This is a genomic window from Stenotrophomonas maltophilia R551-3, assembly GCF_000020665.1.
Classification (GTDB): domain Bacteria; phylum Pseudomonadota; class Gammaproteobacteria; order Xanthomonadales; family Xanthomonadaceae; genus Stenotrophomonas; species Stenotrophomonas maltophilia_L.
The window spans coordinates 575,870-599,409 of record NC_011071.1; the positions used below are offsets into that span (position 1 = coordinate 575,870).

Genomic DNA, 23,540 nt, shown 5'->3' on the forward strand with positions numbered 1-23,540 from the left:
CACCATGACCTTCATTGAAGTGGTCGACTGCAGCGTGCAGCTGCCGATCTATGGCACCAACAATCGCTCCATGAAGGGAGCCATCATGTCCGCTGTTACCGGCGGGCGAGTGGCTCCCACCAGCCGCAACGTGACCGTGGTGGATTCTCTCCAGAACGTCACCTTCAACCTGCGTGAGGGTGACAAGCTAGGCCTCGTCGGCCATAACGGGGCAGGCAAGACAACGTTGCTGAAAACGCTTGCGGGTGTTTATGAGCCAACTTCTGGCTACATCCGCAGCCAGGGGCGCGTTGCCAATCTGTTGGACGTGACGATGGGCATGGATTTCGAAGCAACCGGCGTCGAGAACATCCGGTTGAAGGGTCTGCTGCATGGGCTTTCCCGCGCTGAGATCCAAAGCAAGATCCCGCAGATCTGCGAGTTCTCGGGCCTTGGTCCCTATGTGAACATGCCGGTGCGCGTGTACTCCAGTGGCATGATGGTGCGCTTGGCGTTCTCGATTGCCACCAGTTTCGATGCAGAGATTCTGTTGATGGACGAGTGGCTGGGTGTCGGCGATGCGGACTTCAACGCCCGTGCTCAGCAGCGCCTCGCCGAAATCGTACAGAAAGCCAGCATTCTGGTCCTGGCCAGCCACAATCAGGACATCATCGCCGCCAATTGCAATCGCATCATGCATCTTGAGCATGGGCGCATCACCAGCGATCAGCCGATAGAGGCCCGTGCCTGAATGAATACTCGTAACCGGGACTACTGGATCAACAGGAGCGGTGATCTCTATGCCGACCAGCAGAAGGTCCGGCGTGAGGCAGGCAACAGCAATTACGCCAGGCAGGAAGCGTGGCTGGTGGGATTCCTCGCGGAGCGTTCCGAACAACTGGGGCGGCCGGTCCGGGTACTGGATTTCGGGGTGGGCTTCGGACGCCTTGCGCGGTTGCTACCGCAGCATGCCTTCGTGGACTACTTCGGTTTCGATATCTCCCCCGCGATGGTGGAGCCGCTGCTACGTGAACCGCCTGCTGAACTGGCCGTAGACATCGGGCGCCGCATCCGCGTCGGATCTTCATTGACCGAGGCCATGCAGGGTGAGCAGTTTGATATGATCTTCACCGTCTCGGTGTTGATCCACAACAACCGCGAACAGGCGGCAGACGCACTTGCACAGATGCGTGCGTTGCTGGCGCCCGAGGGGCGGCTGTGCTTCATCGAGAACCGACCGGTGTCGATCAGCCTGCTGGCCAACCTGTGGCATGCAGGTTGCTGGAGTCATGATTTTGCCGGCACGTTGGCGCCTGACATGAATGTGGACGTCGAAGACGGAATCCTTTCGGACCATGCCATCTACATTCTGCATGAACCTGCCGCGGGGATCCTTCGTCAGCTTCGTGTGCCGGGCGCCCACGGGTTTGAACCGATCACCGCCGGTGACTACCTGTTGCGGACGCTGGAGGCTACCACGGCTGTTGCGCGTGGCATGGAAGTGGAAAGTGCCGCGCTTGGCGACGGCATCGCGCAGATGCGCGATGCGGTGGAACTCTATCGTCAGGCCGAAGAGCACGCGCGAAGAAATCTGGACATCGCGCGACAGCATCTTGGCGATGACGTGGGCCTGTTGGATGGCGTCGCCCATCTTACCGCAGCCATCGATGCGCTCCCGGCATTGGCGGCGCGTATCGGCGTGCTGGGGGGCGAGACCTCTGCGCAGCACGCCCAGTCCTCGGAGCGGATCGAAGCGCTGCATGCGCGTGAAGCGGCCCTTGTCGAGTCGCTGACGCAGCAGGAGCGGGAGCTTGAGCAGGCGCAGGCCCGGTTGGAAGCTGCGCAAAGCGCCAACCAGCACCTGCAATGGCAGCAGGGCCTTCGTGAACAGGTCCGCCAAGTCCTGAGCAGCCGGACGGACGAGGGCGCCATGCCATACCTCGACGCGCCGGTCGGTGGCAGTGCCTCGGTCGGTCAGCCCGCACCCTCGGTCTACGAATTCAACGCCCGTCGCGACCTGCGTTTCGCACAGACTGTGGTCGGGCATGAGCGGGTATGCCACATCATGCATCAGGAGTGGTTCGGTATCCGCGCGGCCTGCGGCTCGCTGCCGGGGCACAAGCTTGCGGTGACCAGTACCTCAGCGCCCGGCGCCGGTGATGTTGAGGAGGTGGCCCGTCTGCTTGCCGCCAACAAGGTGAATCGGCTGGTTATCCATGGATTCTCCGACGGCATGTTGCAGTGGGTGAAAGGTCTCGCTGCGGCTGGATTCGACCGGATCTACATGGTCTGGCATGGTGCGCCTTCGATGTGGATCCATGCTGAAGAGCGGCGCCTGTTCGCCCTGGCCTACAAGGCGGTCCGCACCGGCCTGATCCGCAGGGTCAGTGTCATGCGCGCAGGTTCCCATGCGGCGCTTGCAGACGTAGCGGGCTGGCAGAGGCAGCTCTACAACATGCCGCCAGCCTATACCGGCAAGCGCATTCCGCGGCGGGCGACTGGTGCCACCGTATTCATTCCGTCCTGGAACCTGATCCACAAGAACATCTTCACGAATGCTGCGGCTGCGGCTGCGACCGGTGAAGTGGCAAACATCTGGCTGATGGCGGATGATTTCGCATTGCCGTACCGGGTTGACAAGAATGTCAAGCGTCTTCCAAAACTCAGCCAATTGCAGATGATGGAGGCGATGTCGCAAGCCGATGCAGTGATGAATGCCTCAATCGTCGATTGCCATCCGATGGTGGAGTTGGAGGCGCTTGCTGCAGGTACTCCCGCGCTGCGGGGACGTCTGGGGATGGATGCGCTGGAAGACCATCCCTATGTCGAGATTACCCAGGTGGCCGATCCTCTCAGTGTTGCCGACGTGCGCCAGACGTTGCGTCGGATGCTGGCGGCTCCCGTAGTAGAGATGGATGACATGATGTCGTCCTACTCGCGCCAGATGGTGGCGTTGTCCTTCGAGCGATACTCAGAATTTATGGAAATCTAAAAATGGGCTTGAGGGTTTTTGTTACCCGCGAACTTTTCCCCTTTACCGCCGGTGGCATTGGACGCGTGATCGCGAACATGCTGATGACCGCGCCGGAAGAAGAGCGCGCGGAGATGGCAGTACTTTACGTTGGCGACAACGTCGAAGCGGATGCGTTCGCGGTCGCCCACCCGGTCGTGACCTTCCTCGCGTGGCCGCATTCGCGCTTTCAACAAGTAGACGAGCGTGGGGAGATTTTCCCGCCAATGCCGGCGTTCACCCACAGTATGCTGCACTGGGAATCGGTGCATGTGCTGCAGGGGCTGCTCGAGCTGGAACGTCTGAAAGGCCCGCTTGAGTATGTCGAGTTCGTGGACTGGGGGGCACCTGCGTTCGCCGCAACCCAGGAAAAGCTGCTTGGCAGCGCATTGACGACGGCCACGCTGGCCGTGCGCCTGCACACCACAGACAGCATTCTGGCCGATTTTGAGCCGCGCGTGCAGAGTGTGCACGGGTTGAATCTCTTTGACCTGGAACGAAAGGCACTGGCCGATTGCGACCTTATCGTCGGTCAGATCGCGCCGGTTGCCGAGGCGTTCCGCGTGTTCTACGGTTTCAGCGAGGAGGAGTGGACTCCACGCCTGCGCCTGCATGCTCCGCCGGTGTTGCTGGATACGATGCAGCCGGTCGCGCAGACCACCGTGATCGATGATACAACGTCGCTGTTGTTCACTTCGAAACTGCAGGACATCAAGCGCCCAGATACTTTCATCCGTGGCTGCATCCAGTTCCTGCGGGACAGGCCGCGTTATCAGGGCAACATTGTTTTCCTGGCGCATTCTTTTGATGTGAGCTATCAGGAGTATGTCATCTCGCTGGTGCCGGAGGACCTGCGCAGCCGGGTGGTGTTTGCCCGTGGCGTAACCGGTGCGGCGCGCGAGAAGAGCATTTCTGGCGCGGTATGCGTATTCCCGTCGCCATGGGAGTCGTTCTGCCTTGCTGCGTACGAGGCGTCGCTGTCAGGCGCAGCCTGCGTGCTCAATGCGCAGAATCCGGCTTTCGGGCCGGGCAGTCCGTGGCGGGATGGATGTAACTGCAGCACGTTTGATGGCAGCGCCGAAGACCTGGCACGCGCGCTTTGCGGGCTTTTTGAAAGCACCGTCGGCCGACTGTCGCCGGTCGAGGTGCCGAAGGACCCGCTTCCCTGGAAGGGGCTTGATCCGGTGGCGGTGCCTGCTGCCGTTCCCCTGGACAGGCAATTGACCGTAGTCGTCGTCAATCGCGATAGCGCGGGCCGGGTGTTGAATTCGCTGGACAGCATCCTCGCGTCCAATCTGACGCTTGACAAGCTGATCGTGATTGACGATGCCTCGCGCGACCCGCGCGATATCGCTGCGCTGGACCAGCTGGGCAACAATGATCCACGTTTGTCCGTGCACCGGCTTGCGGTGCCCGTTGGTGACGCTGTAGCGCGCAACATGGGCCTTGCGTTGGTTGAGACGCCGTTTGCTGGATTCGTGCGTGGTGGTGACCAGTTGCTGCCGGGCTTCCTCAATGGCGCGGTGAGCGCATTGGCGTCGCAACCGGATTTTGATGTGGTCGTGGGGCAGGTGGGCGTGACCGTAGATCCCGATGATGTGATCGCCGGCAATGTCGCCCCGGATGGATTCCGCATTTTCTATGGTGAAGGACGCCTCGCAGGACTCTACGAGAACCGCCTGGCGCCGGAAAGCTACGTGATCCGGACCGAGGTCGCCAGGCGCTTCGCATTCGATCCCGTCATCCCTGCACTTGAAGTATGGGAAATGATGCTGCGCGCCTGCCAGTCGGGTGCACGCTTCATGGTGACTTCCGCCGTGAACGTGCTTGCACGGCATCAGGGGCAACCAGATGAACGGCACTTGGAGCAGATCCAGATCGCGATGCGCCGACGCCTGCAGCGCAAGCGCGTGCGTGTCGGCTCACTGGAGGTACCTGCGTACTTCATCTTCGGTGCGCATGTATCGCCGAGCGGGTTCATGGGGGATGCCTCCAACGCGGAAATGGCCTATCGGCTGCAGGCACTGATGGAAAGCGAGTCCGTGCGCTACACCCTGGCACTTGCCAGGCTTCTGCAGAAGCGGGCGCCATGGGTACTGCGCTTGGGTAAATGGTCGGTGCAGAGACTGGCGCCGATCTATCGCCGATTGCGGTGAGCGTTCCGGGGCAGCATCGATGCATGTGATCGTCATCCAGCTGGCGTGTTGGCGTGTTGGCGGAGAGCCGGCTGCATTGGCGCGTGGCCGCCTGCGCGCGATACCCGCTGCTTCGGTGCTGATCGTTGGCGAGGGAGCGCCGCCCGCCGACCTGCTCGAGGAGTGTGCAGAGAGACGCACGCTGTGCGTGGATTCGCCTTTGCATGCGATGCAGGGCCGACGGTTGCCTGATGTCCGCCGCAGTGGTGACGCGGAGCAGCTCGGTTGGTCATTGGCGGTGATGGCGGCGCTTCGGGCGCTGCAGCAGGATGTGCACCTGGACTGTGTGGAGATTCCATCGTGTGGTGCGCTGGCCTACGCACTTCTCCAGGAGCGAGCTCTGTCAGAGGTGTTTGACACTACGCGCGTGATGTTGCGGTTTGACGGCATCCAGGCCATCGAAGTCCTGAGGCAGGGACGCAATGTCGAGATGGCTGCGCTGATGTTGATGGACATGGAGCGGATGTGCCTGGAGCAATGCGACCAGGTTCTGGTCGATAGTCAGGCAATCGCAGAATCCTTGCAGCGCTTCCTTCCAGGCAGCCAGAGGCCGCTTCACCTGCGGGCGACGCTGCCGGAGCCGGCCGGGCTCATGTCGGAGTACCATGCAGTGGGTTCAGCACTGGCTTGCGTCGCAACCGAAGCGCCTGCTCTCAGGCAGTGCCTGCGGGCTATTTCCGGTTACCTGCAGCAGAGCAATGATGGTCTGCTGCAGGTCTCGGTCGTCTGCCAGCCTGCGCTTCTATCCGAAGTGCTGTATGTGGTGCCTGCTGCCCTGCGCCATCGTTTCCAGGAGGCGCCTGCAGATTGCCTGCGCGCTTCGCCCATGCGTGTGGTCATGCCTGATCGCTGGTCTGCAGGCTCGGCTCTGGCGCGGGAGCTGCTTGCTCATGGCCATCGCCTGATTGTGGATGTCGCCAACCCGGCGCTGGCTGCTGCACAGGGGTGGGAACAGGAGCGGACCCATCTTGGCTACACGGATGCCCGTGGGCTGTTCGAAGCGCTGCGGGCTTCGCAGCAGTGGGGGCCCACGCGTCATCTGCGGATGGGGCCTTCCCCGCCGCTGCCCAAGCTTGACGTTGGTACGCCGGGCCCCGCCAAGGTCTCCGTGGTCGTGCCCTGCTACAACATGGGCCGCTGGCTGCCGCAGACCTTGCGCAACATACAGCAGTTTTCATGGAGCGATCTGGAGGTCATCGTTGTTGACGATGGATCGACGGATCCCGGCACGGTGCAGCTCATCGAAGAGCTGGAAGCAAGCCCCAACGCTGGCCTGCGCGTGGTCCGTCTTGAGTTCAACCAGGGATTGTCTGCTGCCAGAAATGCCGGCGTTGCCGCAGCGCAGGGTGAGTTCACCCTATGTCTGGACGCTGATGACCTGGTGTCACCAGAGTTTGTTTCGATTGCCGTACGAGCACTGCAGCGACACCCTGCGCACGACTTCGTTGTTCCCCGCTGCGCCTACTTCTTCGGTGACGAATCTGCGCTTGATGTGAACGAGTTGCGGCTCGGCCAGGGCTTGCCAATGGTTGGTGCGGCATTTGATTCCGGTACGCTGGGCAATCGTTTCTCAACGGCGACCAGCCTGGCGCGAACTTCGGTACTGCGTGCACTCGGCTATGACGAAAGCCTGCGTTCCTATGAAGACTGGCAGCTTTACCGGCGCGCGCTGCAGCAGGGCAGTCGTTTCATTGTCACCAACGACGTCCATTTTTTCTACCGACAGCGACCGGATTCAATGATCCACGATCCGGCCATGCGCGCTCGCCACAGCCTGCTTTATGCGGAGATGGTGGGTGGAGCGACGTTGATCGGGCAGGGGCCGGTGGTGTCGCCGAACCTGCTGGGGGCGCTGGCCGCTCCCCCGCGGATCGATGGGAGCTCATCCGGGCTGTTGCTGGGGGGCGTTGTCGAGGCGCTCGACGAGATGCAGGCATTGCGCCGTAGTCGCATCGTCGGGCTGGGATACAGATTGTCGGCGCTGTTGCGGCAGCTACGTCGTTGAGATGCGTGGCAATACCATCGCATCTAAGTGGCTCACCCGGCAGAAGCTACTGCGATCTGCTCATCAGAATCTGTTGCCATCTCCAAGTATCCCGACACATCTTGGCCAGATCCAATTTCGCGCTCCAGCCCAGCCGGCATTCTGCAAGTGAGGGATCAGCCCAGCATTCACCGATATCGCCTGGTCTCCGGCCAACGATCTCGTAGGGTACCGGTCGTCCCGATGCTTCGCTGAAAGCCCTGATGACATCGAGTACCGAGTAGGGTATTCCGGTTCCCAGATTCAATGCGTTCAAACCGGAAAGATTAGGTAGTGCCTCCAGTGTTCGAATATGTGCTGTGGCCAGATCGCATACGTGGATGTAGTCCCGGATGCCGGTTCCATCAGTCGTCGCATAATCCGCACCGAATACCGAAACATGCGAGCGAAGCCCGGCTGCAACCTGGGCGATATAGGGCATCAGATTGTTGGGAGTGCCACTGGGTTCTTCCCCCAGTAGCCCGGATTCATGTGCGCCCACCGGATTGAAGTAACGGAGATTGATCGCCTGCAGCAACGGGTCGGCCAGTTTTGCATCGTTGATGATCTGCTCGACGAAGAGCTTCGTGCGACCGTACGGGCTTGTCGCTGAAGTAGGGGCGCCTTCATTTATAGGGCAATGGGAAGAATTTCCATAAACCGTTGCCGATGAGCTGAAGACGAGCTTGTGACACGCATTGCGCTGCATGCATTGGAGCAGGTTGATCGTCCCGGCAACATTGACATCGTAGTAAGCCAGAGGCACAACTGCACTTTCTCCCACTGCCTTGAGAGCCGCGAAGTGCATGACGGCCTCGGGGCGCTGCTGAAGGAAGGCACGGTCAAGGATCGCGCGGTCCCTGATGTCGCCGGTGATGATGTTCAGTACGCGGCCGGTGAGCATGTTGAGTCGTTCGCCCACGTCTGGCCGGGCATTGCTGAAGTCATCGACGACGGTGACTTCGTGCCCCCCAAGCAGAAGCTCGGCACAAACGTGGCTCCCTAGGTAGCCTGCTCCACCGGTGACCAAAACGCGCATTCTCTGCTCCTGCAATCGGCAAGCTTCATTGTTGCATACAAGGCCTGCCAGGCTCACGCTAGTCTGTTGAGGCGTTGACTAGCCCCCTGTTTCCGGCTCAAAATCCGCAGTTAGCTTGAATTTATCTACCTTAGGCGACCCCGTGAATAGAACCCTACGCTTGCAACGAGTCAGAGCGCTGATGGCGACGCCCACAGCGCCATTGCTCAGATTGACCCTGCTGGGAGTCGGCCTGGTTCTGGTGCTCCTGCCTGGCGTGCTTCTGATGCGGGAGTTGCTGCACGTTGGCATGCAGGAAGACGCGATGATCGGACTGCGTCATCTGCGCAACATGCTCGAGGGCAGCGGATTCGTATACAACCGCGGTGAATCGGCACTCGGCGCGACAAATCCGCTTTTCTGGATCTTCTCGTTCCTTGCCATCAAGCCATTCTACTTGGCAAGTCCGTCCCTCGACGTGTTGGTGGCGCACTACTATTTCTGCGGGTTTGCGCTGCTGGCAGCGGCTATCGCCTTTGCAATGGCCACGCCTTCGCGGACTCGCACTGTGTCGGTTGCTGCCATGGCGCTCCTGAGCGTCCTGTTCTTCTGGCCCCTGCGCTTCCTCTATCTGGGGCTTGAAGGGCCGTTCATGCTCGTATGTGTTGGCGTTATTGGCCTGCTGGCTGTCCGATCTGTGGGCACGCGGGATGGTCTGCTCGCAACACTGGTTGGCTTCCTGTCATGGAACCGGCCGGAAATTGCACTCATTCTGATTCCTGCAGTCCTCTTCTATGCACTGCTGATGTCGGACAAGTCGAGCCGTATCCGGGTCTCAGTCGGCTATCTGGCAGGCGCAGTGGCATTCCCGTTGATGCTGAAGCTCGTATCCGGCGCTTACATCGTGGGCACAGTGCAGGCGAAGGCATACTTTGGCAATCCCAGTCCACCGTACAATCTTGATTTCTTCGTGCAGCGGATCATCTATCTGGACTCATTCATCGGTCTTGGTGGTGGGGTGACGGTGCTTCTGCTGGTGGGCATTTTCGCTTCTGCAATCATCGGCATCCTCGATTTCCTGCAAGGTGATCGCAAGCAGATGCCGTGGGTTCGAGGCGTGTACCCCGCGTTCGTCGCAGGATATTCGTGTTTCGTCCTGTTCATTCCTTCTCTGTGGGAATGGTATGTAACTTTCTGGCTTTCCTTCGCGCTGGTCCAGTATGGCGTTCTCATCAGTCGAGGAATCAATTGCTGCTTCTCAGCACTGCGTGGCAATGTAGGCGCAGCCGTGCTGGGCGTCACAATCGTGCTGTTGTCTACGAGCTGGTTGATGGGGCACCGACTTGCAACCCAGCGCACGGAGATCGTCGGTTGGATTACCCAGGACGCGGGTTTCCGTGGCCGCTTGTCCAAGGAACTGAACGAGCGCTGGCATGCTCGCTCGGTCTGGATGGAGGCTGCTGGCTGGCAGGGTTATTTCAACAATGCGCGCATCTTCGACGAAGTCGGGCTGGTGGATGATGAAACACAGCCGCTGGCACAGAAGTACGGCTGCGCGTATTTCGTTTCTGCACTCAAGGAGTTGCAGCCACAATTCGTCATCAAGAGGCAGTTCGAGATGGACCGGAACGTGATGCTGACGCCTCCGCGCAGTTGCCCGAACGCGCCTCTCTTCTCGAATGATGCGGATCGACTCTGGTTTGATTCCAACTATGAGGCCGTGGAGCACTACGGAACGCCCGCTCCCGGCTACTTCGGAGAGTATTCATTCCTCGTCCTCTACCGTAGCCGCAACAAGTAGCGGATACCCGCGCCCGGTTGGCGTCCGGCGGCTGCAGGGCAGCGGAGGCACAGCTTCCGCTGCGCCTCCAGGGACGACGTTCTGCTCGATGGGGACACTAGTTGCTCGCGGTACCTAGGTCGTCTGTCGGCGCAGGGATCGACGCCCTTGCCACTGCCTCCGCTGGGGCGTCCCTTCAAGCATGACGGGGCCAGTCGCGAGCGGTAGAGGGAGGGGCAGATGCATGATCAATGATTGCGCAGGACAACGGCAGGCTGGGCGCTCCAGCTACTCTCCGGCCTACTGTGCCGCATGGGTGGGATATTCCTCCCATGCGGCGGGCTGCATCGCCGGCAACGTGTCAGCCGGCGTCCGGCGCTCTCAGTCGTGACGGCGGCCTGGCACCGCCGTCTTCTTGAAGACAAAGTGCGAATCAAGCCTGTACTTCACCGCGTAGCCGATGCTCAGGCCAATGATTCCTCCGACATACCTCATGGCGTCTTCTTCGAAAATGAAGTGGAAGGCAGCTTCGGTCCCCCAGAAAATCAGCGTCGTCGCCAGCCCCATAACTACATAAAGGGTGAATGTCTTTGCTTCTTGGGAGGCGCTCTCTGAGCTATGGCCGAAGATGAAGTGCTTGTCGAGGAAGTACTTGCACAACAGGCCTGTTGCAGTTCCAAGCACGACAGACGCCGGCACCGAATATGGTCCCTGATACAGAAGGACAGCCAAGGCCTGGGTGCCGATGTTGACCAGAATGGAGGCGGCCGCAAAGCTCGAGTAGGCAAAGATCAAACGTGATCTGCTCAAAGCTTGATCCTGCGGAAAATGAATTCTGGGATATTCTTGATGATCATCATTACCGCCCACCAGAAGCCAGGCAGGTAAGCCACGGATTTGCGCTTTCCAATTGCCTTGAGAATCCCGTTGGCCACCTGTTCCGGTGTCGCCCAGAGTGCTCCCTTCTTGAACGCGGCTGTCATTGGTGTATCGACGAATCCAGGCTTGATGGCCAATACATTGACGCCGCTCGCGTGCAGGCGCTGGCCAAGCCCGCTTAGATAGGTGGTAACGGCGGCTTTTGCACTGCCGTACAGGTAGTTGCTGGCGCGACCGCGATCGCCCGCTACCGAGGAGATCACGGCCAGAGTAGCGCCATGCTGTAGACGCTGTGCAAGTGCAGCGGCAAGAGCGATCGTCGCGGTGGCATTTGTGGCGAACTCGTGTAGTGACAGGTCTACAGAGGCATCGCAGGCGGCCTGGTCCGGCAGAGTGCCGTGGGCGATTAGAACGGTATCGATGCCCCCAAACGCTGCCCATGCGTTGTCCAGCAGTCCACCGTGTGCGGCCACATGGTTCACGTCCAGAACCCCGGTCTCCACACGCTGCGCGCCGCGCACGCGTAGGTCGGCGGCAATGGCATCAAGCTTCCCGGCGCTACGGCCGACCAGATAGAGCGCCGCGGCACGTCCGGCGTATTGGCGTGCTACCGCCTCGGCGATGGCCGATGTCGCGCCGATGATCAGGATCTTCTGCATGGTTACTCCATCACCCGACGCCAGAAGCCGGATGAGAATCGAGGGTCGATGAAATGGGAGAATTGCTCCCAGGCCGGATAGGCCTGGCGGAACAGCGCGCCGGACATGCGTGCGTCCTTGGCCGGATACACCGCGCCACCGGCGTCGCTGACGATGCGATCGAGGCGCTCCAGCATCGTAAGCAGGCCCGGGCCGTCATTGGGGAAATCGAGGGCCAGGGTTGTGCCTGGACGCGGGAATGAAAGCATCCCCGGCGACGGGATGTCGCCAAACTCCTTGAGAACAGCCAAGAACGAGCCGCGACCGCTGCGGGCGATTTCAGCCAGCAAGGCTGCTGTCGCATCGCGAGCGTGCGCAGGCGGCAACACGCACTGGTGCTGCAGGAAGCCTCGCGGTCCGTACATGCGGTTCCAGTGGTTGATGCCGTCCAATGGATAAAAATAGCTCTGGTAATGCGATACATGGCGTGCCCGATGCGCGGGCTGCCGCCAGTAGTACAGCGTGTTGAATGGACGCAGAGTAAGGCCGTTGACCAACGAGACCGGGGGGACCAACGGCATGCTGCGTCGTGGGGCCGAACTGGGCGTGGCCGCTTGAGCGTCGCCGGGTGCGTGGTCGCCGCGAAGGAAATGGCCACGGCCGAGGTTGCGCCCTTTGGCAAGGCAGTCGATCCAGGCCACCGTGTACTCATAGCCTGCTGCAGAATCCCGGGAAAGCTCGAAGAATTCATCAAGATTGCCGAATCGGATCGACTCGGTTTCGATCCATGGGCCGGGTACCCGGCGAAGCTGCAGTTCGGCCCAGGTAATGAATCCGGTCAGACCTAATCCCCCTGCGGTGGCCGCGAATAGTCCACTACTGTCAGCTGCCGTGAGTTGCTGGCGCGAACCATCGCTGCGTAGCAGTTCCAAGCGCAGCACATGATGGCAGAAGGTCCCGGCGCGATGGTGGTTCTTGCCGTGCACGTCATTGCCAATGGCGCCGCCAACGGTGGCGTAGCGTGTGCCCGGTGTTACGGGCAGGAACCAGCCACGTGGCAGTGCAATATCCAGTATGGAGGCCAAGGTTACGCCGGATTCGCAGCGCACGATGCCGGTAGCGGGATCAAAATCGATGAATCGGTCCAGTCCGTGGCTGGTGAGCAGGGTGGCATCCGGATTCAGGCAACTGTCGCCATAACTGCGGCCATTGCCGTGAGGCAGCACCGAGCCCCCATCGACAGGCAATGGCAGCGGAACGTCGCGGTCGAAAACCGGCACTATCCGCTGATTGACTCGCGGATAGCGCCCCCAGGATTGGCCGGCCGGTGCACTCATATTGCGATCAGGACGATGAGGAGGCACAAGCCGATCACGATTTGACTACTACGGTCTGTCGCAGCGAATACGATGGGATCGTCATGCATGTCGCCACGGTGAGAGACGATCCACATGCGGCTGATCCAGTACAACAGGATCGGACAAAGGAGCCATAGCAGTTTCGGGCTGGTGTATAGCTCCAGGCTTTCGGGGCTGTTGATGTACAGCGCGAATACCAGCACGCCAATGTAACCTGCGGCGGCTCCCAATGATTGCACCAACGGCAGGTCGGCCACAGAGTAGCCACGGCCGATGGCCACTTCCTTGCCACTGGCCAGCGCCGAAGCCAGTTCCGTATAGCGCTTGAGCATGGCCAGGCTGAGGAACACGAACATCGAGAAAGCCAACAGCCAGAACGAGAGTTCAGAGCTGATTGCCACTGCGCCGCCAATGATACGCACGGTGTACAGCGCCGCCAGCATTACGACGTCAATCATCACAATGCGCTTGAGCTTGAGGGAGTAGCTCAATGTCATTACGTAATAGCACAGCAACACGCCGGCGAAGGCTGGGCTGCAGGCCAGGGCGAGTGCGAATCCGGCCAGCGTGATCAGCGGGGCTGCCAGCAGCCCGTGCAGCAATGGCAGCGTCCCGGCGGCAAATGGCCTCCGGCGCTTGCGCGGATGCATACGATCGGGAGTCAAGTCCAGCAGGTCGTTGAGCAGGTAGACGCCTGACGCGCACAGGCCGAATGCCAGGAAGGCCACCCCGGCATCGACGACCGAGCCGATGTCGAAGAAGCGGTGGGCAGTCAGCAAGGGCACCAGCACCAGCAGGTTCTTCAGCCACTGATAGACGCGAAGGGCCTTGATCCAGGTGAGCAGGCCTCCGCTCTGAGACGGCAGGTGGGCCAGGACTTCCGTCCGCGTGCTTGCCGCGCGGACCAGCCCGTTGCCATTGTTGACAACAATGGCTCCTCCGGCGTGCGCCCAGACCTTCAGGTCGACCTGGCCGTTACCCATATAGTCGAAGCCGCGTTCACCGAAGCGCTCCGCCAATGCCTGCCCTTTGTTGGTGCCGGACAGGTTGGTGTACCCATCGCTGGCCATGACCTCTTCGAACAGGTCCAGATGGTCGGCAATGGGTTGGACCAACAGCCGGTCCGACGCCGTACACAGTACGCGCGGCCGTTGCGTGGTGGTGCGTAGAATTTCCAGGACCCGCTCGTCATAAGGCAAAATTGCTGCGGGCAATTGCACGCGCGAGGCCAGTTGGCGCTTCACATACGCCTTGCCTTTCAACAGCCAGAAGGGAACCAGGAAGACATACAGTGGATTGTGCGCCAACAGCGCCAACAAGGACTCGTAGAGGATGTCGGAACGCAGTAGGGTTCCATCAAGATCCACGCAAAGCGGTCGATTGGAAGCCGTCACAGAGGAAAGCCCCGGTTCGTAGCCGCATTGTTTTGTCGCATTTTCATGCCTTTCATGGTTACCGGTGACGAGGCGAATGATAGATGATGGCAACCTCGGTAATCGCTATCGATATTCAGGCGCGAGGCTCGCGGTACGCCGGCTGCCGCTCATGTGCTTTATGGGGGGCGTTCAGCCCAGTCGTCCAGCCCAGTCGTCGGGCTCATCCGTCCGAACGATAGGCAATTATCCGTGATCCTGCGCCAGGAGGAGCGGGAGGGGCCGCCGGTCGGCTGTGCAGGAACGGAGTATCTGATCCAGACAGGTGCCCCGGCAACCCGGTTACGCGCCGGGCTGCCATTGGGTGGGTCTGGTCCCCCGGTAGTTGATAGCGTACTTGCCGGGAGTGAGGCTTACAGCGCCTTTTCCAGCTCCGGCAGGATCGCAAACAGATCCCCCGCCAGGCCGATGTCGGCGATCTCGAAGATCGGCGCGTCGCCGTCCTTGTTGATCGCCACGATCGTGCCGGCATCCTTGATGCCGGTCAGGTGCTGGATCGCACCACTGATGCCGACCGCCACATACAGTTCCGGCGCGATGATCTTGCCGGTCTGGCCAACCTGCAGGTCGCTGGGCACATAGCCGGCATCAACTGCGGCACGCGAAGCACCGACGGCGGCACCGAGCTTGTCGGCCAGCTGGAAGATGACCTTGAAGTTCTCTTCCGAACCGACACCACGACCACCGGAGACCACACGCTTGGCGCTCTGCAGGTCCGGACGGTCGCTGGCACCGGCGGCCAGGCCGACGAAGCGGGTGTGGGTCGGCAGGGCAGCATCGACGTTGGCCGCTTCGATGGCGGCGCTGCCGCCTTGGGCGGCTTCCGGCCACGAGGCGGCACGCACGGTGGCGACCACGATCTGGTCGGCCGGGGCTTCCACGGTGATGATCGCGTTGCCGGCGTAGATCGGACGCTTGAAGGTGTGGCTGCCTTCAACGCTCATCAGGTCGGAGACCTGGTTGACGCCAAGCAAGGCGGCCACGCACGGCATCAGGTCCTTGCCGAAGGTGGTCGACGGGCCGAACAAGTGGGTGTAACCCTTGGCCAGCTGCGCGATCTGCGGCGCCAGCACCTGGGCGATGGCCTGCGCATTGGCAGCGTTGGCCACGGTCAGGACCTTGGCGACGCCAGCGATCTTCGCGGCCTCGGCGGCAACGGCGGCCGGGTCGGCGGCCAGCACCAGCACGTCGATGCTGGCACCTGCGATGGCGGTGGCGGCGCTGACGGTTTTGGCGGTGGCGGCGTTGAGCTTGCCGTCGTGGTGTTCGGCGATGACGAGAATCCTGCTCATTACAGCAACCCCTTCTGCTTGAGTGCGGCAACCAGTTCGGCCGCGTCCTTGACCATCACACCCTTGCTGCGCTTGGACGGCGCGGCGTACTGGGTGGTCTTGAAGGTGTCGGCGGCTTCAACGCCGAGGTCGGCCAGCTGCAGGGTCTCCAGCGGCTTGGCCTTGGCCTTCATGATGTCCGGCAGCTTGATGAAGCGCGGCTCGTTCAGGCGCAGGTCGGTGGTGACCACGGCCGGCAGATCGACTTCCAGTGTTTCCAGGCCAGCATCGACTTCACGGGTGACCGTGGCCTTGCCGTCGGCGATCTCGAGCTTGCTGGCGAAGGTCGCCTGCGGGCGGCCCCACAGCGTGGCCAGCATCTGGCCGGTCTGGTTGGCGTCGTCGTCGATGGCCTGCTTGCCGAGGATCACCAGGTCCGGCTGTTCCTTCTCGATCAGCTTGAGCAGGGTGCGCGAGGCGGTCAGCGGCTGGATGGCCTGGTCGGTGACGACGTGGATGGCACGGTTGGCGCCCATGGCCAGGCCGTTGCGCAGGTGCGCCTGGGCGTCGGCCGGCGCGATGGTGGCAACCACGACTTCGCTGGCGATGCCCTTGTCGCGCAGGCGCAGGGCTTCTTCCAAGGCGATTTCATCGAAGGGGTTGGGGGACAGCTTGACGCCGTCGGTGACCACGCCGGAACCGTCCGGCTTGACCTGAATGCGGACGTTGTAGTCCACCACGCGCTTGTACGCGACGAGGATTTTCATCTGCTGCTCGATCCTTGTAGTGCCGGCCGCTGGCCGGCTCACAGTTGCGGAGAACGCCCGGTCCTGCAACAGCAACCGGTTCGGGGGTGGGACCCCGATTCTAGCTGGCTTGGGGTGACCATGCGAATGCGTATGGTTTTGCTGCAGCGCGGCAAAGCCCATCGCGCCGGGTCCCTTGTTCATGCTCGGCAGACAGTTGGCAGGGGCCCTCCATGTATTCTGTATGGCTGAATCGGACGGTTCTCATATCGCCGAACTTCGATAGATCGATCAGGAGAACAGGTAGTGCCCACATGGCTTGTCACCGGCGGCGCCGGATTCATTGGCGGTAACTTCGTTCTTGAAGCCGTCGCGCGCGGCGTCAAGGTCATCAACCTTGATGTGCTGACCTACGCCGGCAACCTGAAGACCCTGTCCAGCCTTGATGGCAACCCGAACCACCTGTTCGTCCAAGGCGACATCGGTGACCGCGAACTGGTCACCCGCCTGCTGGCCGAGCACCGGCCGGACGCGGTGCTCAACTTCGCCGCCGAGAGCCACGTGGATCGCTCCATCGACGTTCCGGGCGCCTTCATCCAGACCAACGTGGTGGGTACCCTGGGCCTGCTGGAAGCGGTCCGTGACTACTGGAAGGCGCTGCCGGCCGAGCAGGGTGCGGACTTCCGCTTCCTGCACGTGTCCACCGACGAGGTGTACGGCACCCTGGGCGAGACCGGCAAGTTCAGCGAAACCACGCCGTATGCCCCGAATTCGCCGTACTCGGCGTCGAAGGCGGCTTCGGACCACTTGGTCCGCGCCTTCCACCACACCTACGGGCTGCCGGTGCTGACCACCAACTGCTCCAACAATTACGGCCCGTACCACTTCCCCGAGAAGCTAATTCCGCTGGTGATCGCCAAGGCGCTGGCTGGCGAGCCGCTGCCTGTCTACGGCGATGGCAAGCAGGTGCGCGACTGGCTGTTCGTGTCCGACCACTGCGAAGCGATCCGCACCGTGCTGGCCAAGGGCCAGGTCGGCGAGACCTACAACGTCGGCGGCAACTCGGAAAAGCAGAACATCGAAGTGGTGCAGGCGATCTGTGCGCTGCTCGATGCGCGCCGCCCGCGTGAGGATGGCCAGCCGCGCAGCAGCCAGATCACCTACGTGGCCGATCGCCCCGGCCACGACCGCCGCTACGCGATCGATGCGTCGAAGCTGAAGAACGACCTGGGCTGGGAACCGGCCTACACCTTCGAGCAGGGCATCACCTTCACCGTCGACTGGTACCTCGACAACCAGGAATGGGTCAACGGCGTGCTCGACGGCAGCTACCGTCTGCAGCGCATCGGCACCGCGGGCTGAACCCAGGAGACCTCATGACCCAGCGCAAGGGAATCATTCTCGCCGGCGGCTCCGGCACCCGGCTGTATCCGATCACCAAAGGCGTTAGCAAGCAGCTGCTGCCGGTATACGACAAGCCGATGATCTACTACCCGCTCAGCGTGCTGATGCTGGCGGGCATCCGTGAAGTGCTGATCATCAACACCCCGCACGAGCAGGTCCTGTTCCAGCAGCTGCTGGGTGACGGTTCACAGTGGGGCATGGACATTCAGTACGCGGTGCAGCCAAGCCCCGATGGCCTGGCCCAGGCCTACCTGATCGGCCGTGATTTCGTGGCCGGCAAGCCGAGCTGCCTGGTGCTGGGTGACAACATCTTTCACGGCCATGGCCTGCGTGAAATGCTGAGGCGCGCGGACGCGCGCGATCAGGGCGCCACAGTGTTTGGCTACTGGGTCAACGATCCTGAGCGCTACGGCGTGGCCGAGTTCGACAAGAGCGGCAAGGTGATCGATCTGGTCGAAAAGCCGGAAAACCCGCGTTCGAACTACGCGGTCACTGGCCTGTACTTCTACGACGGCAACGCCAGCAATTACGCCGTCGACCTGAAGCCCTCGCCGCGTGGCGAATTGGAGATCACCGACCTCAACAAGCGCTATCTGCAGGAAGGCAATCTGCACCTGGAAGCGCTCGGTCGTGGCTATGCCTGGCTTGATACCGGCACCCATCAGTCGCTGTTGGAAGCCTCCAACTTCATCGAGACCATCCAGACCCGTCAGGGCCTGCAGGTCTGCTGTCCGGAAGAAATCGCGTTCGGCCAGGGCTGGATCACCGCCGAGCAGCTGGAAGCACTGGCTGCACCGCTGATCAAGAATGGCTACGGCCGGTACCTGCACAAGCTCGCGCTGCGTGGAGTCGTTCCGTGAAAGTGATTGAAACCAGGTTGCCCGGCTGCGTAGTGATCGAGCCGGCCGTGTTTGGTGATGCCCGTGGTTACTTCTTCGAAACCTGGAATGCCGAGCGCTTCGCCGCGCTGGGCCTCCCGCATCGCTTCGCACAGAGCAATGTTTCCACCTCGGCGCAGGGAGTGCTGCGCGGCCTGCATTATCAGTGGCCGCGCCCGCAGGGCAAGTTGGTGAGCGTGCTGGAAGGGGAGGTCTATGATGTCGCTGTAGATATCCGCCGTGGCTCGCCGACCTTCGGCCAGTGGGAAGCGGTAGTGCTGAGCGCCGAGAACAAGAAGCAGTTCTGGATTCCGGATGGCTTCGCGCACGGCTTTGCGGTGCTGTCCGAACGCGCGGTGTTCAGTTACCTGTGCACCGAGGTGTACCTCAAGGACTTCGATGCCGGCGTGCGCTGGAACGATGCGGACATCGCCGTGGACTGGCCGATCAGTGCACCGACGCTGTCGGCCAAGGATGAGAGTGCTCCCTTCCTGAAGGACATCGCTGAAGACCGCCTGCCGGTCTACGTGCCATGACCGTTCTGGTACTCGGCGGCAACGGCCAGGTCGGCCAGGAACTGCTGCGCGCGCTGGTGCCGCTGGGCAAGGTGGTCACGACCACCCGCAGCGGCATCCTGCCCGATGGCAGCGTCTGCGAAACCGCCGATTTCGACCAGCCGGACAGCCTGCCGGCCTTGCTCGACCGGCTTCAGCCATCGGTCGTAGTCAATGCGGCGGCTTACACCGCCGTCGACCGTGCCGAACGGGAAGTCGACGCGGCCTTTGCGGTCAACGCAGAGGCACCGGGCGTGATCGCGCGTTGGTGTGCGGCGCATGATGTGCCGTTCGTGCATTACTCCACCGACTATGTGTTCGATGGCCAGGGCACGGCACCGTACCGTGAGGACGAGCCGACCGCACCGCTGGGTGTCTATGGCATCAGCAAGCGTGATGGCGAGGACGCCGTACGGGCTGCGGGAGGACGCCATCTGATCTTCCGCACGGCATGGGTGTATGCCTCGCATGGCGCGAACTTCCTGCGCACCATGCTGCGTGTGGGCGCCGAGCGCGATGCGTTGCGGGTGGTGGCCGACCAGATCGGTACGCCCACTCCCGCCGCGCTGATCGCCGATGTCACCGCGCAGGCGCTGCAGCATCCGGGCCAGCTGTCTGGTACCTGGCACCTGACAGCCAGCGGCCAGACCAGTTGGTATGGGTTCGCCGAGGCGATCTTCGCCGAGGCGTTGGCCACCGGCGTGTTGGCCAAAGTGCCGGCGGTCGAGGCGATTCCCAGTTCCGAGTATCCGACCCCGGCCAAGCGTCCGGCCTGGTCGGTGTTGGACAACCGCAAGCTGCAGCAGGACTTGGGCACTGCTCTCCCGGATTGGCATGAGGGACTTGCCATTGTGATGAATGAAATCAAACGCTTGCGGGATGAGTCCGCTGGGGGCAGGGCCTCCTGGACGAACTAGACTGGTTTCCCCGCCGGCAGTGCAGACACCTTTCCGGACACTTTCATTAAGCGGACAGGAGGGCGACGCCGGACGCGCAGGCTAGAATGCGCCGATCGTCTTCAAGGAAACGCCTGACATGTGTGGAATCGTAGGTGCGATCGCTGATCGCGACGTAGTGCCGGTGCTGATCGAAGGCCTGAAGCGGCTTGAGTACCGTGGTTACGATTCCTCCGGTATCGCGGTGATCGACCAGGGTGAGCGCCGGGATGTACGCCGCGTGCGCCGCACCGGTCGCGTTTCGGAAATGGCCACTGCGGCCGAGGCCGAGGGCTTCAATGCAGTGCTGGGCATCGGCCACACCCGCTGGGCGACCCATGGCGGTGTCACCGAGGCCAATGCGCATCCGCACATCAGCCACGGCGTGGCGCTGGTGCACAACGGCATCATCGAGAACCACGAAGAGCAGCGCGAGAAGCTGCGTGCGCAGGGCTACAGCTTCGAGTCGCAGACCGATACCGAAGTCATCGCGCACCTGATCCACCATCACCTGAAGGACGGCGATGACCTGCTGGTGGCGCTGCAGCGCACCGTGAAGGAATTGACCGGCGCCTACGCGCTGGCCGTGGTCAGCCGCGCCGAGCCGGAACGCTTCGTGTGCGCGCGGATGGGCTGCCCGCTGCTGATCGGTCTGGGCGAGGGTGAGAACTTCGTCGCGTCCGACGTTTCGGCGGTGCTGTCGGCCACCCGCAAGGTGATCTTCCTGGAAGAGGGCGACACCGCCGAAATCCGCCGCGACGGCGTGCGCATCTTCGATGAGCATGACCAGCCGGTCGAGCGTGACGTGCACCTGTCCGACGTGTCGCTGGCGTCGCTGGAGCTGGGCCCGTACCGCCACTTCATGCAGAAGGAAATCCACGAGCAGCCGCGCGCGCTGGGCGACACCATCGAGGCAGCGATCGACGCCGGTGGTTTCCCGGCCGAACTGTTCGGCAAGAATGCCGAAGCCGTACTGTCGGGCATCGAAGGCGTGCAGATCATCGCCTGCGGTACCAGCTATTACTCCGGCCTGACCGCGCGCTACTGGATCGAAGCCATTGCCGGCCTGCCGTGCAGCGTGGAGATTGCCAGCGAGTACCGCTACCGCGCCGCCTATGCGAACCCGAAGCACCTGATCGTCACCATTTCCCAGTCCGGCGAAACGCTGGATACGATGGAGGCGCTGAAGTACGCCAAGTCGCTGGGCCACAAGCACACGCTGTCGATCTGCAACGTGCCGGAGAGTGCGATCCCGCGCGCCAGCGAACTGGTCTGCTACACCCGCGCCGGCGCCGAGATCGGCGTGGCCTCGACCAAGGCCTTCACCACCCAGCTGGCCGCGCTGTTCCAGCTGACCGTAGTGCTGGGCAAGCTGCATGGCCGCATCGACGCGGCGCAGGAAGCGGACTACCTGGAGCAGTTGCGCTTCCTGCCGGGCAGCGTGCAGCACGCGCTGAACATGGAGCCGCAGATCGCTGCCTGGGCCGAGCGTTTCGCGCGCAAGAGCAGTGCGCTGTTCCTGGGCCGTGGCCTGCATTACCCGATCGCGCTGGAAGGCGCGCTCAAGCTCAAGGAAATCTCCTATATCCACGCCGAGGCCTATCCGGCGGGTGAGCTGAAGCATGGCCCGCTGGCGCTGGTGGACGAGGACATGCCGGTGGTGGTGATCGCGCCCAACGACAGCCTGCTGGAAAAGGTGAAGTCGAACATGCAGGAAGTGCGCGCCCGTGGCGGCGAACTGTTTGTGTTTGCCGACCAGGACAGCAACTTCAACGAGTCCGAGGGCGTGCATGTGATCCGCACGCCGCGCCATGCCGGCGTGCTCAGCCCGATCGTGCACACCATCCCGGTGCAGTTGCTGGCATATCACACCGCACTGGCGCGTGGCACCGACGTGGACAAGCCGCGCAACCTGGCCAAGAGCGTGACGGTGGAGTGAGAAGAGATGGAGTCCAGAGCCGCGCTGGCTCTGGTTTCCCTCAAGCTTGGGGAATGCGGTTGCAGGCGCCCGCTAGCCGGGCAACAGGGACATCAACTCCGCCCGTAGGTATCCTCGAACCGCACGATGTCATCCTCGCCCAGGTAGCTGCCCGACTGCACCTCGATCAGTTCCAGCGGCAGCTTGCCCGGGTTGCGCAGGCGATGGGTCACGCCCAGCGGAATATAGGTGCTCTGGTTTTCGCTGAGCAGGATCACCTCGCTGCCGCGGGTCACTTCAGCCGTGCCGCTGACCACGATCCAGTGCTCGGCGCGGTGATGATGCATCTGCAGGCTGAGCGTGCCACCGGGCTTGACCGTGATCCGCTTGACCTGGAAGCGCTCACCATTATCGATCGAGTCGTAGGCACCCCAGGGGCGGTAGACCTTGCGGTGCCAGGTGGCTTCGCTGCGGCCTTCGGCCTTCAGCTTCGCCACCACCGTCTTGACTTCCTGCATGCGGTCGGCCTTGCCGACCAGCACCGCGTCATCGGTCTCGACCACGATCACGTCATCCAGGCCGACCAGTGCCACCAGACGCTGCGCATAGGCGTAGGTGTTGCGGCAATCGATGGCGATCACGTCACCCTGGTGGGCGTTGCCATCACCGTCCTGCTGCGAGACATCGCGCAGCGCGGTCCACGAACCGACGTCGTTCCAGCCGGCATCCAGCGGAATCACCACCGCATCGGCGGTCTTTTCCATCACCGCGTAGTCGATCGAGTCCGAGGGCACGGCGGTGAACGCATCCTTGTCCAGGCGGGTGAAGTCGGCATCGCGTCGGGCCTGCTGCCAGGCCTGGCGGCTGCTGGCCAGCATTTCCGGCTGGAAGCGTTCCAGCTCCTGCAGGTAGCGCGACGCCTTGAACAGGAACATGCCGCTGTTCCAGTAGTACTGACCGCTGCTCACGTAGCCGGTGGCGGTCTCCAGGTCGGGCTTCTCGACGAAACGCTCGACCGCACGCACACCCTGTCCATCAGCGGCTTTGATGTAGCCATAACCGGTTTCCGGGCCGGTCGGTACGATGCCGAAGGTCACCAGCTTCCCAGCGTCGGCGGCACTGGCCGCGGCCTGCACTGCACTGCGGAAGGCAGCTTCGTTGGTGATCACATGGTCAGAAGGCAGCACCAGCAGCAGTGCGTCGGCACCGTCACGGGTGGCTTCCAGCGCGGCCACGGCAATGGCCGGTGCAGTATTGCGGCCCACCGGCTCGAGGATGATCGCGGCCGGTTCGGCGCCGACCTGCTGCAGCTGCTCGGCAGCGACGAAACGGTGTTCTTCGTTGGCGATCACCAGCGGGCCATGCGCCGCCAGCGGGGCGACGCGTTGCCAGGTGGCCTGCAGCATGGTCAGCTCGCCCGCCAGCGGCAGGAACTGCTTCGGATACGCTTCGCGCGAAAGCGGCCAGAGGCGGGTGCCGGATCCGCCGGAGAGAATGACGGGCTGGATGCTGCTCATGCGG

The 23,540-nt window shown here is 62.2% G+C and carries 18 protein-coding genes; 10 read left to right on the forward strand and 8 right to left on the reverse strand.

Annotated features, from left to right (window positions below):
• The first annotated feature begins 4 nt into the window (after positions 1-4).
• Genes SMAL_RS02515 through SMAL_RS02530 form a run of 4 tightly spaced genes read left to right on the forward strand, consistent with a single transcriptional unit; the run spans position 5 to position 7,189 of the window.
• Positions 5-730 (forward strand): ABC transporter ATP-binding protein, encoded by a 726-nt coding sequence (locus tag SMAL_RS02515; RefSeq protein ID WP_012509968.1) that lies wholly within the window; start codon positions 5-7, stop codon positions 728-730.
• The gene (locus SMAL_RS02520) at positions 731-2,971 is read left to right on the forward strand and encodes a methyltransferase (protein WP_012509969.1); all 2,241 of its coding nucleotides are present in this window, start codon (positions 731-733) and stop codon (positions 2,969-2,971) included.
• Positions 2,972-2,973: 2 nt separating this feature from the next.
• On the forward strand, positions 2,974-5,145 hold the full coding sequence (locus tag SMAL_RS02525; RefSeq protein WP_012509970.1) for a glycosyltransferase: 2,172 nt from the start codon (positions 2,974-2,976) through the stop codon (positions 5,143-5,145).
• 19 nt (positions 5,146-5,164) lie between these two features.
• A complete protein-coding gene (locus tag SMAL_RS02530) occupies positions 5,165-7,189 on the forward strand; it encodes a glycosyltransferase family 2 protein (protein ID WP_012509971.1) in 2,025 nt (674 codons plus the stop codon).
• A gap of 46 nt (positions 7,190-7,235) precedes the next feature.
• Here SMAL_RS02530 and galE read toward each other — a convergent pair whose 3' ends face one another.
• A complete protein-coding gene (gene galE, locus SMAL_RS20695) occupies positions 7,236-8,246 on the reverse strand; it encodes a UDP-glucose 4-epimerase GalE (RefSeq protein WP_012509972.1) in 1,011 nt (336 codons plus the stop codon).
• Positions 8,247-8,427: 181 nt separating this feature from the next.
• On the opposite strand from galE, the gene SMAL_RS02540 reads away from it, so the two are divergent.
• Positions 8,428-10,026 (forward strand): DUF8728 domain-containing protein, encoded by a 1,599-nt coding sequence (locus tag SMAL_RS02540; protein ID WP_012509973.1) that lies wholly within the window; start codon positions 8,428-8,430, stop codon positions 10,024-10,026.
• A gap of 360 nt (positions 10,027-10,386) precedes the next feature.
• Here the strand turns inward: SMAL_RS02540 and SMAL_RS02545 are convergent, their stop codons facing one another.
• The 6 genes from SMAL_RS02545 to SMAL_RS02570 form a co-directional block, all read right to left on the reverse strand.
• Complete coding sequence (locus SMAL_RS02545; RefSeq protein ID WP_012509974.1) at positions 10,387-10,815, reverse strand: GtrA family protein; 429 nt, start codon at positions 10,813-10,815, stop codon at positions 10,387-10,389.
• Positions 10,812-11,543: an SDR family oxidoreductase gene (locus SMAL_RS02550; RefSeq protein WP_012509975.1), complete on the reverse strand. Its 732-nt coding sequence runs from the start codon at positions 11,541-11,543 to the stop codon at positions 10,812-10,814. Before SMAL_RS02550 ends, SMAL_RS02545 begins: the two co-directional genes overlap by 4 nt.
• A 2-nt stretch (positions 11,544-11,545) precedes the next feature.
• Entirely contained in the window at positions 11,546-12,859 is a 1,314-nt protein-coding gene (locus tag SMAL_RS02555; RefSeq protein WP_012509976.1) for an FAD-binding oxidoreductase, read from the reverse strand.
• Positions 12,856-14,247: a UbiA family prenyltransferase gene (locus tag SMAL_RS02560; protein WP_041864470.1), complete on the reverse strand. Its 1,392-nt coding sequence runs from the start codon at positions 14,245-14,247 to the stop codon at positions 12,856-12,858. The genes SMAL_RS02555 and SMAL_RS02560 overlap by 4 nt, the downstream gene beginning before the upstream one ends.
• Positions 14,248-14,666: 419 nt before the next feature.
• Positions 14,667-15,605, reverse strand: coding sequence for an electron transfer flavoprotein subunit alpha/FixB family protein (locus SMAL_RS02565; protein ID WP_012509978.1), 939 nt, complete (start codon positions 15,603-15,605; stop codon positions 14,667-14,669).
• Positions 15,605-16,351, reverse strand: a complete 747-nt coding sequence (locus SMAL_RS02570) for an electron transfer flavoprotein subunit beta/FixA family protein (protein WP_012509979.1) — start codon at positions 16,349-16,351, stop codon at positions 15,605-15,607. Before SMAL_RS02570 ends, SMAL_RS02565 begins: the two co-directional genes overlap by 1 nt.
• 285 nt (positions 16,352-16,636) lie before the next feature.
• On the opposite strand from SMAL_RS02570, the gene rfbB reads away from it, so the two are divergent.
• The 5 genes from rfbB (at position 16,637) to glmS (ending at position 22,040) form a co-directional block, all read left to right on the forward strand.
• Positions 16,637-17,692, forward strand: coding sequence for a dTDP-glucose 4,6-dehydratase (rfbB, locus tag SMAL_RS02575; protein ID WP_012509980.1), 1,056 nt, complete (start codon positions 16,637-16,639; stop codon positions 17,690-17,692).
• Between the two features lie 14 nt (positions 17,693-17,706).
• Entirely contained in the window at positions 17,707-18,594 is an 888-nt protein-coding gene (gene rfbA, locus SMAL_RS02580; RefSeq protein ID WP_012509981.1) for a glucose-1-phosphate thymidylyltransferase RfbA, read from the forward strand.
• A complete protein-coding gene (gene rfbC / locus SMAL_RS02585) occupies positions 18,591-19,148 on the forward strand; it encodes a dTDP-4-dehydrorhamnose 3,5-epimerase (RefSeq protein WP_012509982.1) in 558 nt (185 codons plus the stop codon). The genes rfbA and rfbC overlap by 4 nt, the downstream gene beginning before the upstream one ends.
• Positions 19,145-20,083 (forward strand): dTDP-4-dehydrorhamnose reductase, encoded by a 939-nt coding sequence (gene rfbD, locus SMAL_RS02590; protein WP_012509983.1) that lies wholly within the window; start codon positions 19,145-19,147, stop codon positions 20,081-20,083. Before rfbC ends, rfbD begins: the two co-directional genes overlap by 4 nt.
• Positions 20,084-20,201: 118 nt before the next feature.
• Entirely contained in the window at positions 20,202-22,040 is a 1,839-nt protein-coding gene (gene glmS, locus SMAL_RS02595; protein ID WP_012509984.1) for a glutamine--fructose-6-phosphate transaminase (isomerizing), read from the forward strand.
• Between the two features lie 92 nt (positions 22,041-22,132).
• On the opposite strand, the gene SMAL_RS02600 is transcribed toward glmS, so the two are convergent.
• The gene (locus SMAL_RS02600) at positions 22,133-23,536 is read right to left on the reverse strand and encodes a mannose-1-phosphate guanylyltransferase/mannose-6-phosphate isomerase (RefSeq protein ID WP_012509985.1); all 1,404 of its coding nucleotides are present in this window, start codon (positions 23,534-23,536) and stop codon (positions 22,133-22,135) included.
• Between the last annotated feature and the right edge of the window lie 4 nt (positions 23,537-23,540).

What these genes read in the sequence shown, in the direction of transcription:
- SMAL_RS02515 (WP_012509968.1), top strand. Translation starts at nt 5, where the DNA reads ATGACCTTCATTGAAGTGGTCGACTGCAGCGTGCAGCTGCCGATCTAT.
- SMAL_RS02520 (WP_012509969.1), top strand. Translation starts at nt 731, where the DNA reads ATGAATACTCGTAACCGGGACTACTGGATCAACAGGAGCGGTGATCTC.
- SMAL_RS02525 (WP_012509970.1), top strand. Translation starts at nt 2,974, where the DNA reads ATGGGCTTGAGGGTTTTTGTTACCCGCGAACTTTTCCCCTTTACCGCC.
- SMAL_RS02530 (WP_012509971.1), top strand. Translation starts at nt 5,165, where the DNA reads ATGCATGTGATCGTCATCCAGCTGGCGTGTTGGCGTGTTGGCGGAGAG.
- galE (WP_012509972.1), bottom strand. Translation starts at nt 8,246, where the DNA reads ATGCGCGTTTTGGTCACCGGTGGAGCAGGCTACCTAGGGAGCCACGTT.
- SMAL_RS02540 (WP_012509973.1), top strand. Translation starts at nt 8,428, where the DNA reads ATGGCGACGCCCACAGCGCCATTGCTCAGATTGACCCTGCTGGGAGTC.
- SMAL_RS02550 (WP_012509975.1), bottom strand. Translation starts at nt 11,543, where the DNA reads ATGCAGAAGATCCTGATCATCGGCGCGACATCGGCCATCGCCGAGGCG.
- SMAL_RS02555 (WP_012509976.1), bottom strand. Translation starts at nt 12,859, where the DNA reads ATGAGTGCACCGGCCGGCCAATCCTGGGGGCGCTATCCGCGAGTCAAT.
- SMAL_RS02565 (WP_012509978.1), bottom strand. Translation starts at nt 15,605, where the DNA reads ATGAGCAGGATTCTCGTCATCGCCGAACACCACGACGGCAAGCTCAAC.
- SMAL_RS02570 (WP_012509979.1), bottom strand. Translation starts at nt 16,351, where the DNA reads ATGAAAATCCTCGTCGCGTACAAGCGCGTGGTGGACTACAACGTCCGC.
- rfbA (WP_012509981.1), top strand. Translation starts at nt 17,707, where the DNA reads ATGACCCAGCGCAAGGGAATCATTCTCGCCGGCGGCTCCGGCACCCGG.
- rfbD (WP_012509983.1), top strand. Translation starts at nt 19,145, where the DNA reads ATGACCGTTCTGGTACTCGGCGGCAACGGCCAGGTCGGCCAGGAACTG.
- glmS (WP_012509984.1), top strand. Translation starts at nt 20,202, where the DNA reads ATGTGTGGAATCGTAGGTGCGATCGCTGATCGCGACGTAGTGCCGGTG.
- SMAL_RS02600 (WP_012509985.1), bottom strand. Translation starts at nt 23,536, where the DNA reads ATGAGCAGCATCCAGCCCGTCATTCTCTCCGGCGGATCCGGCACCCGC.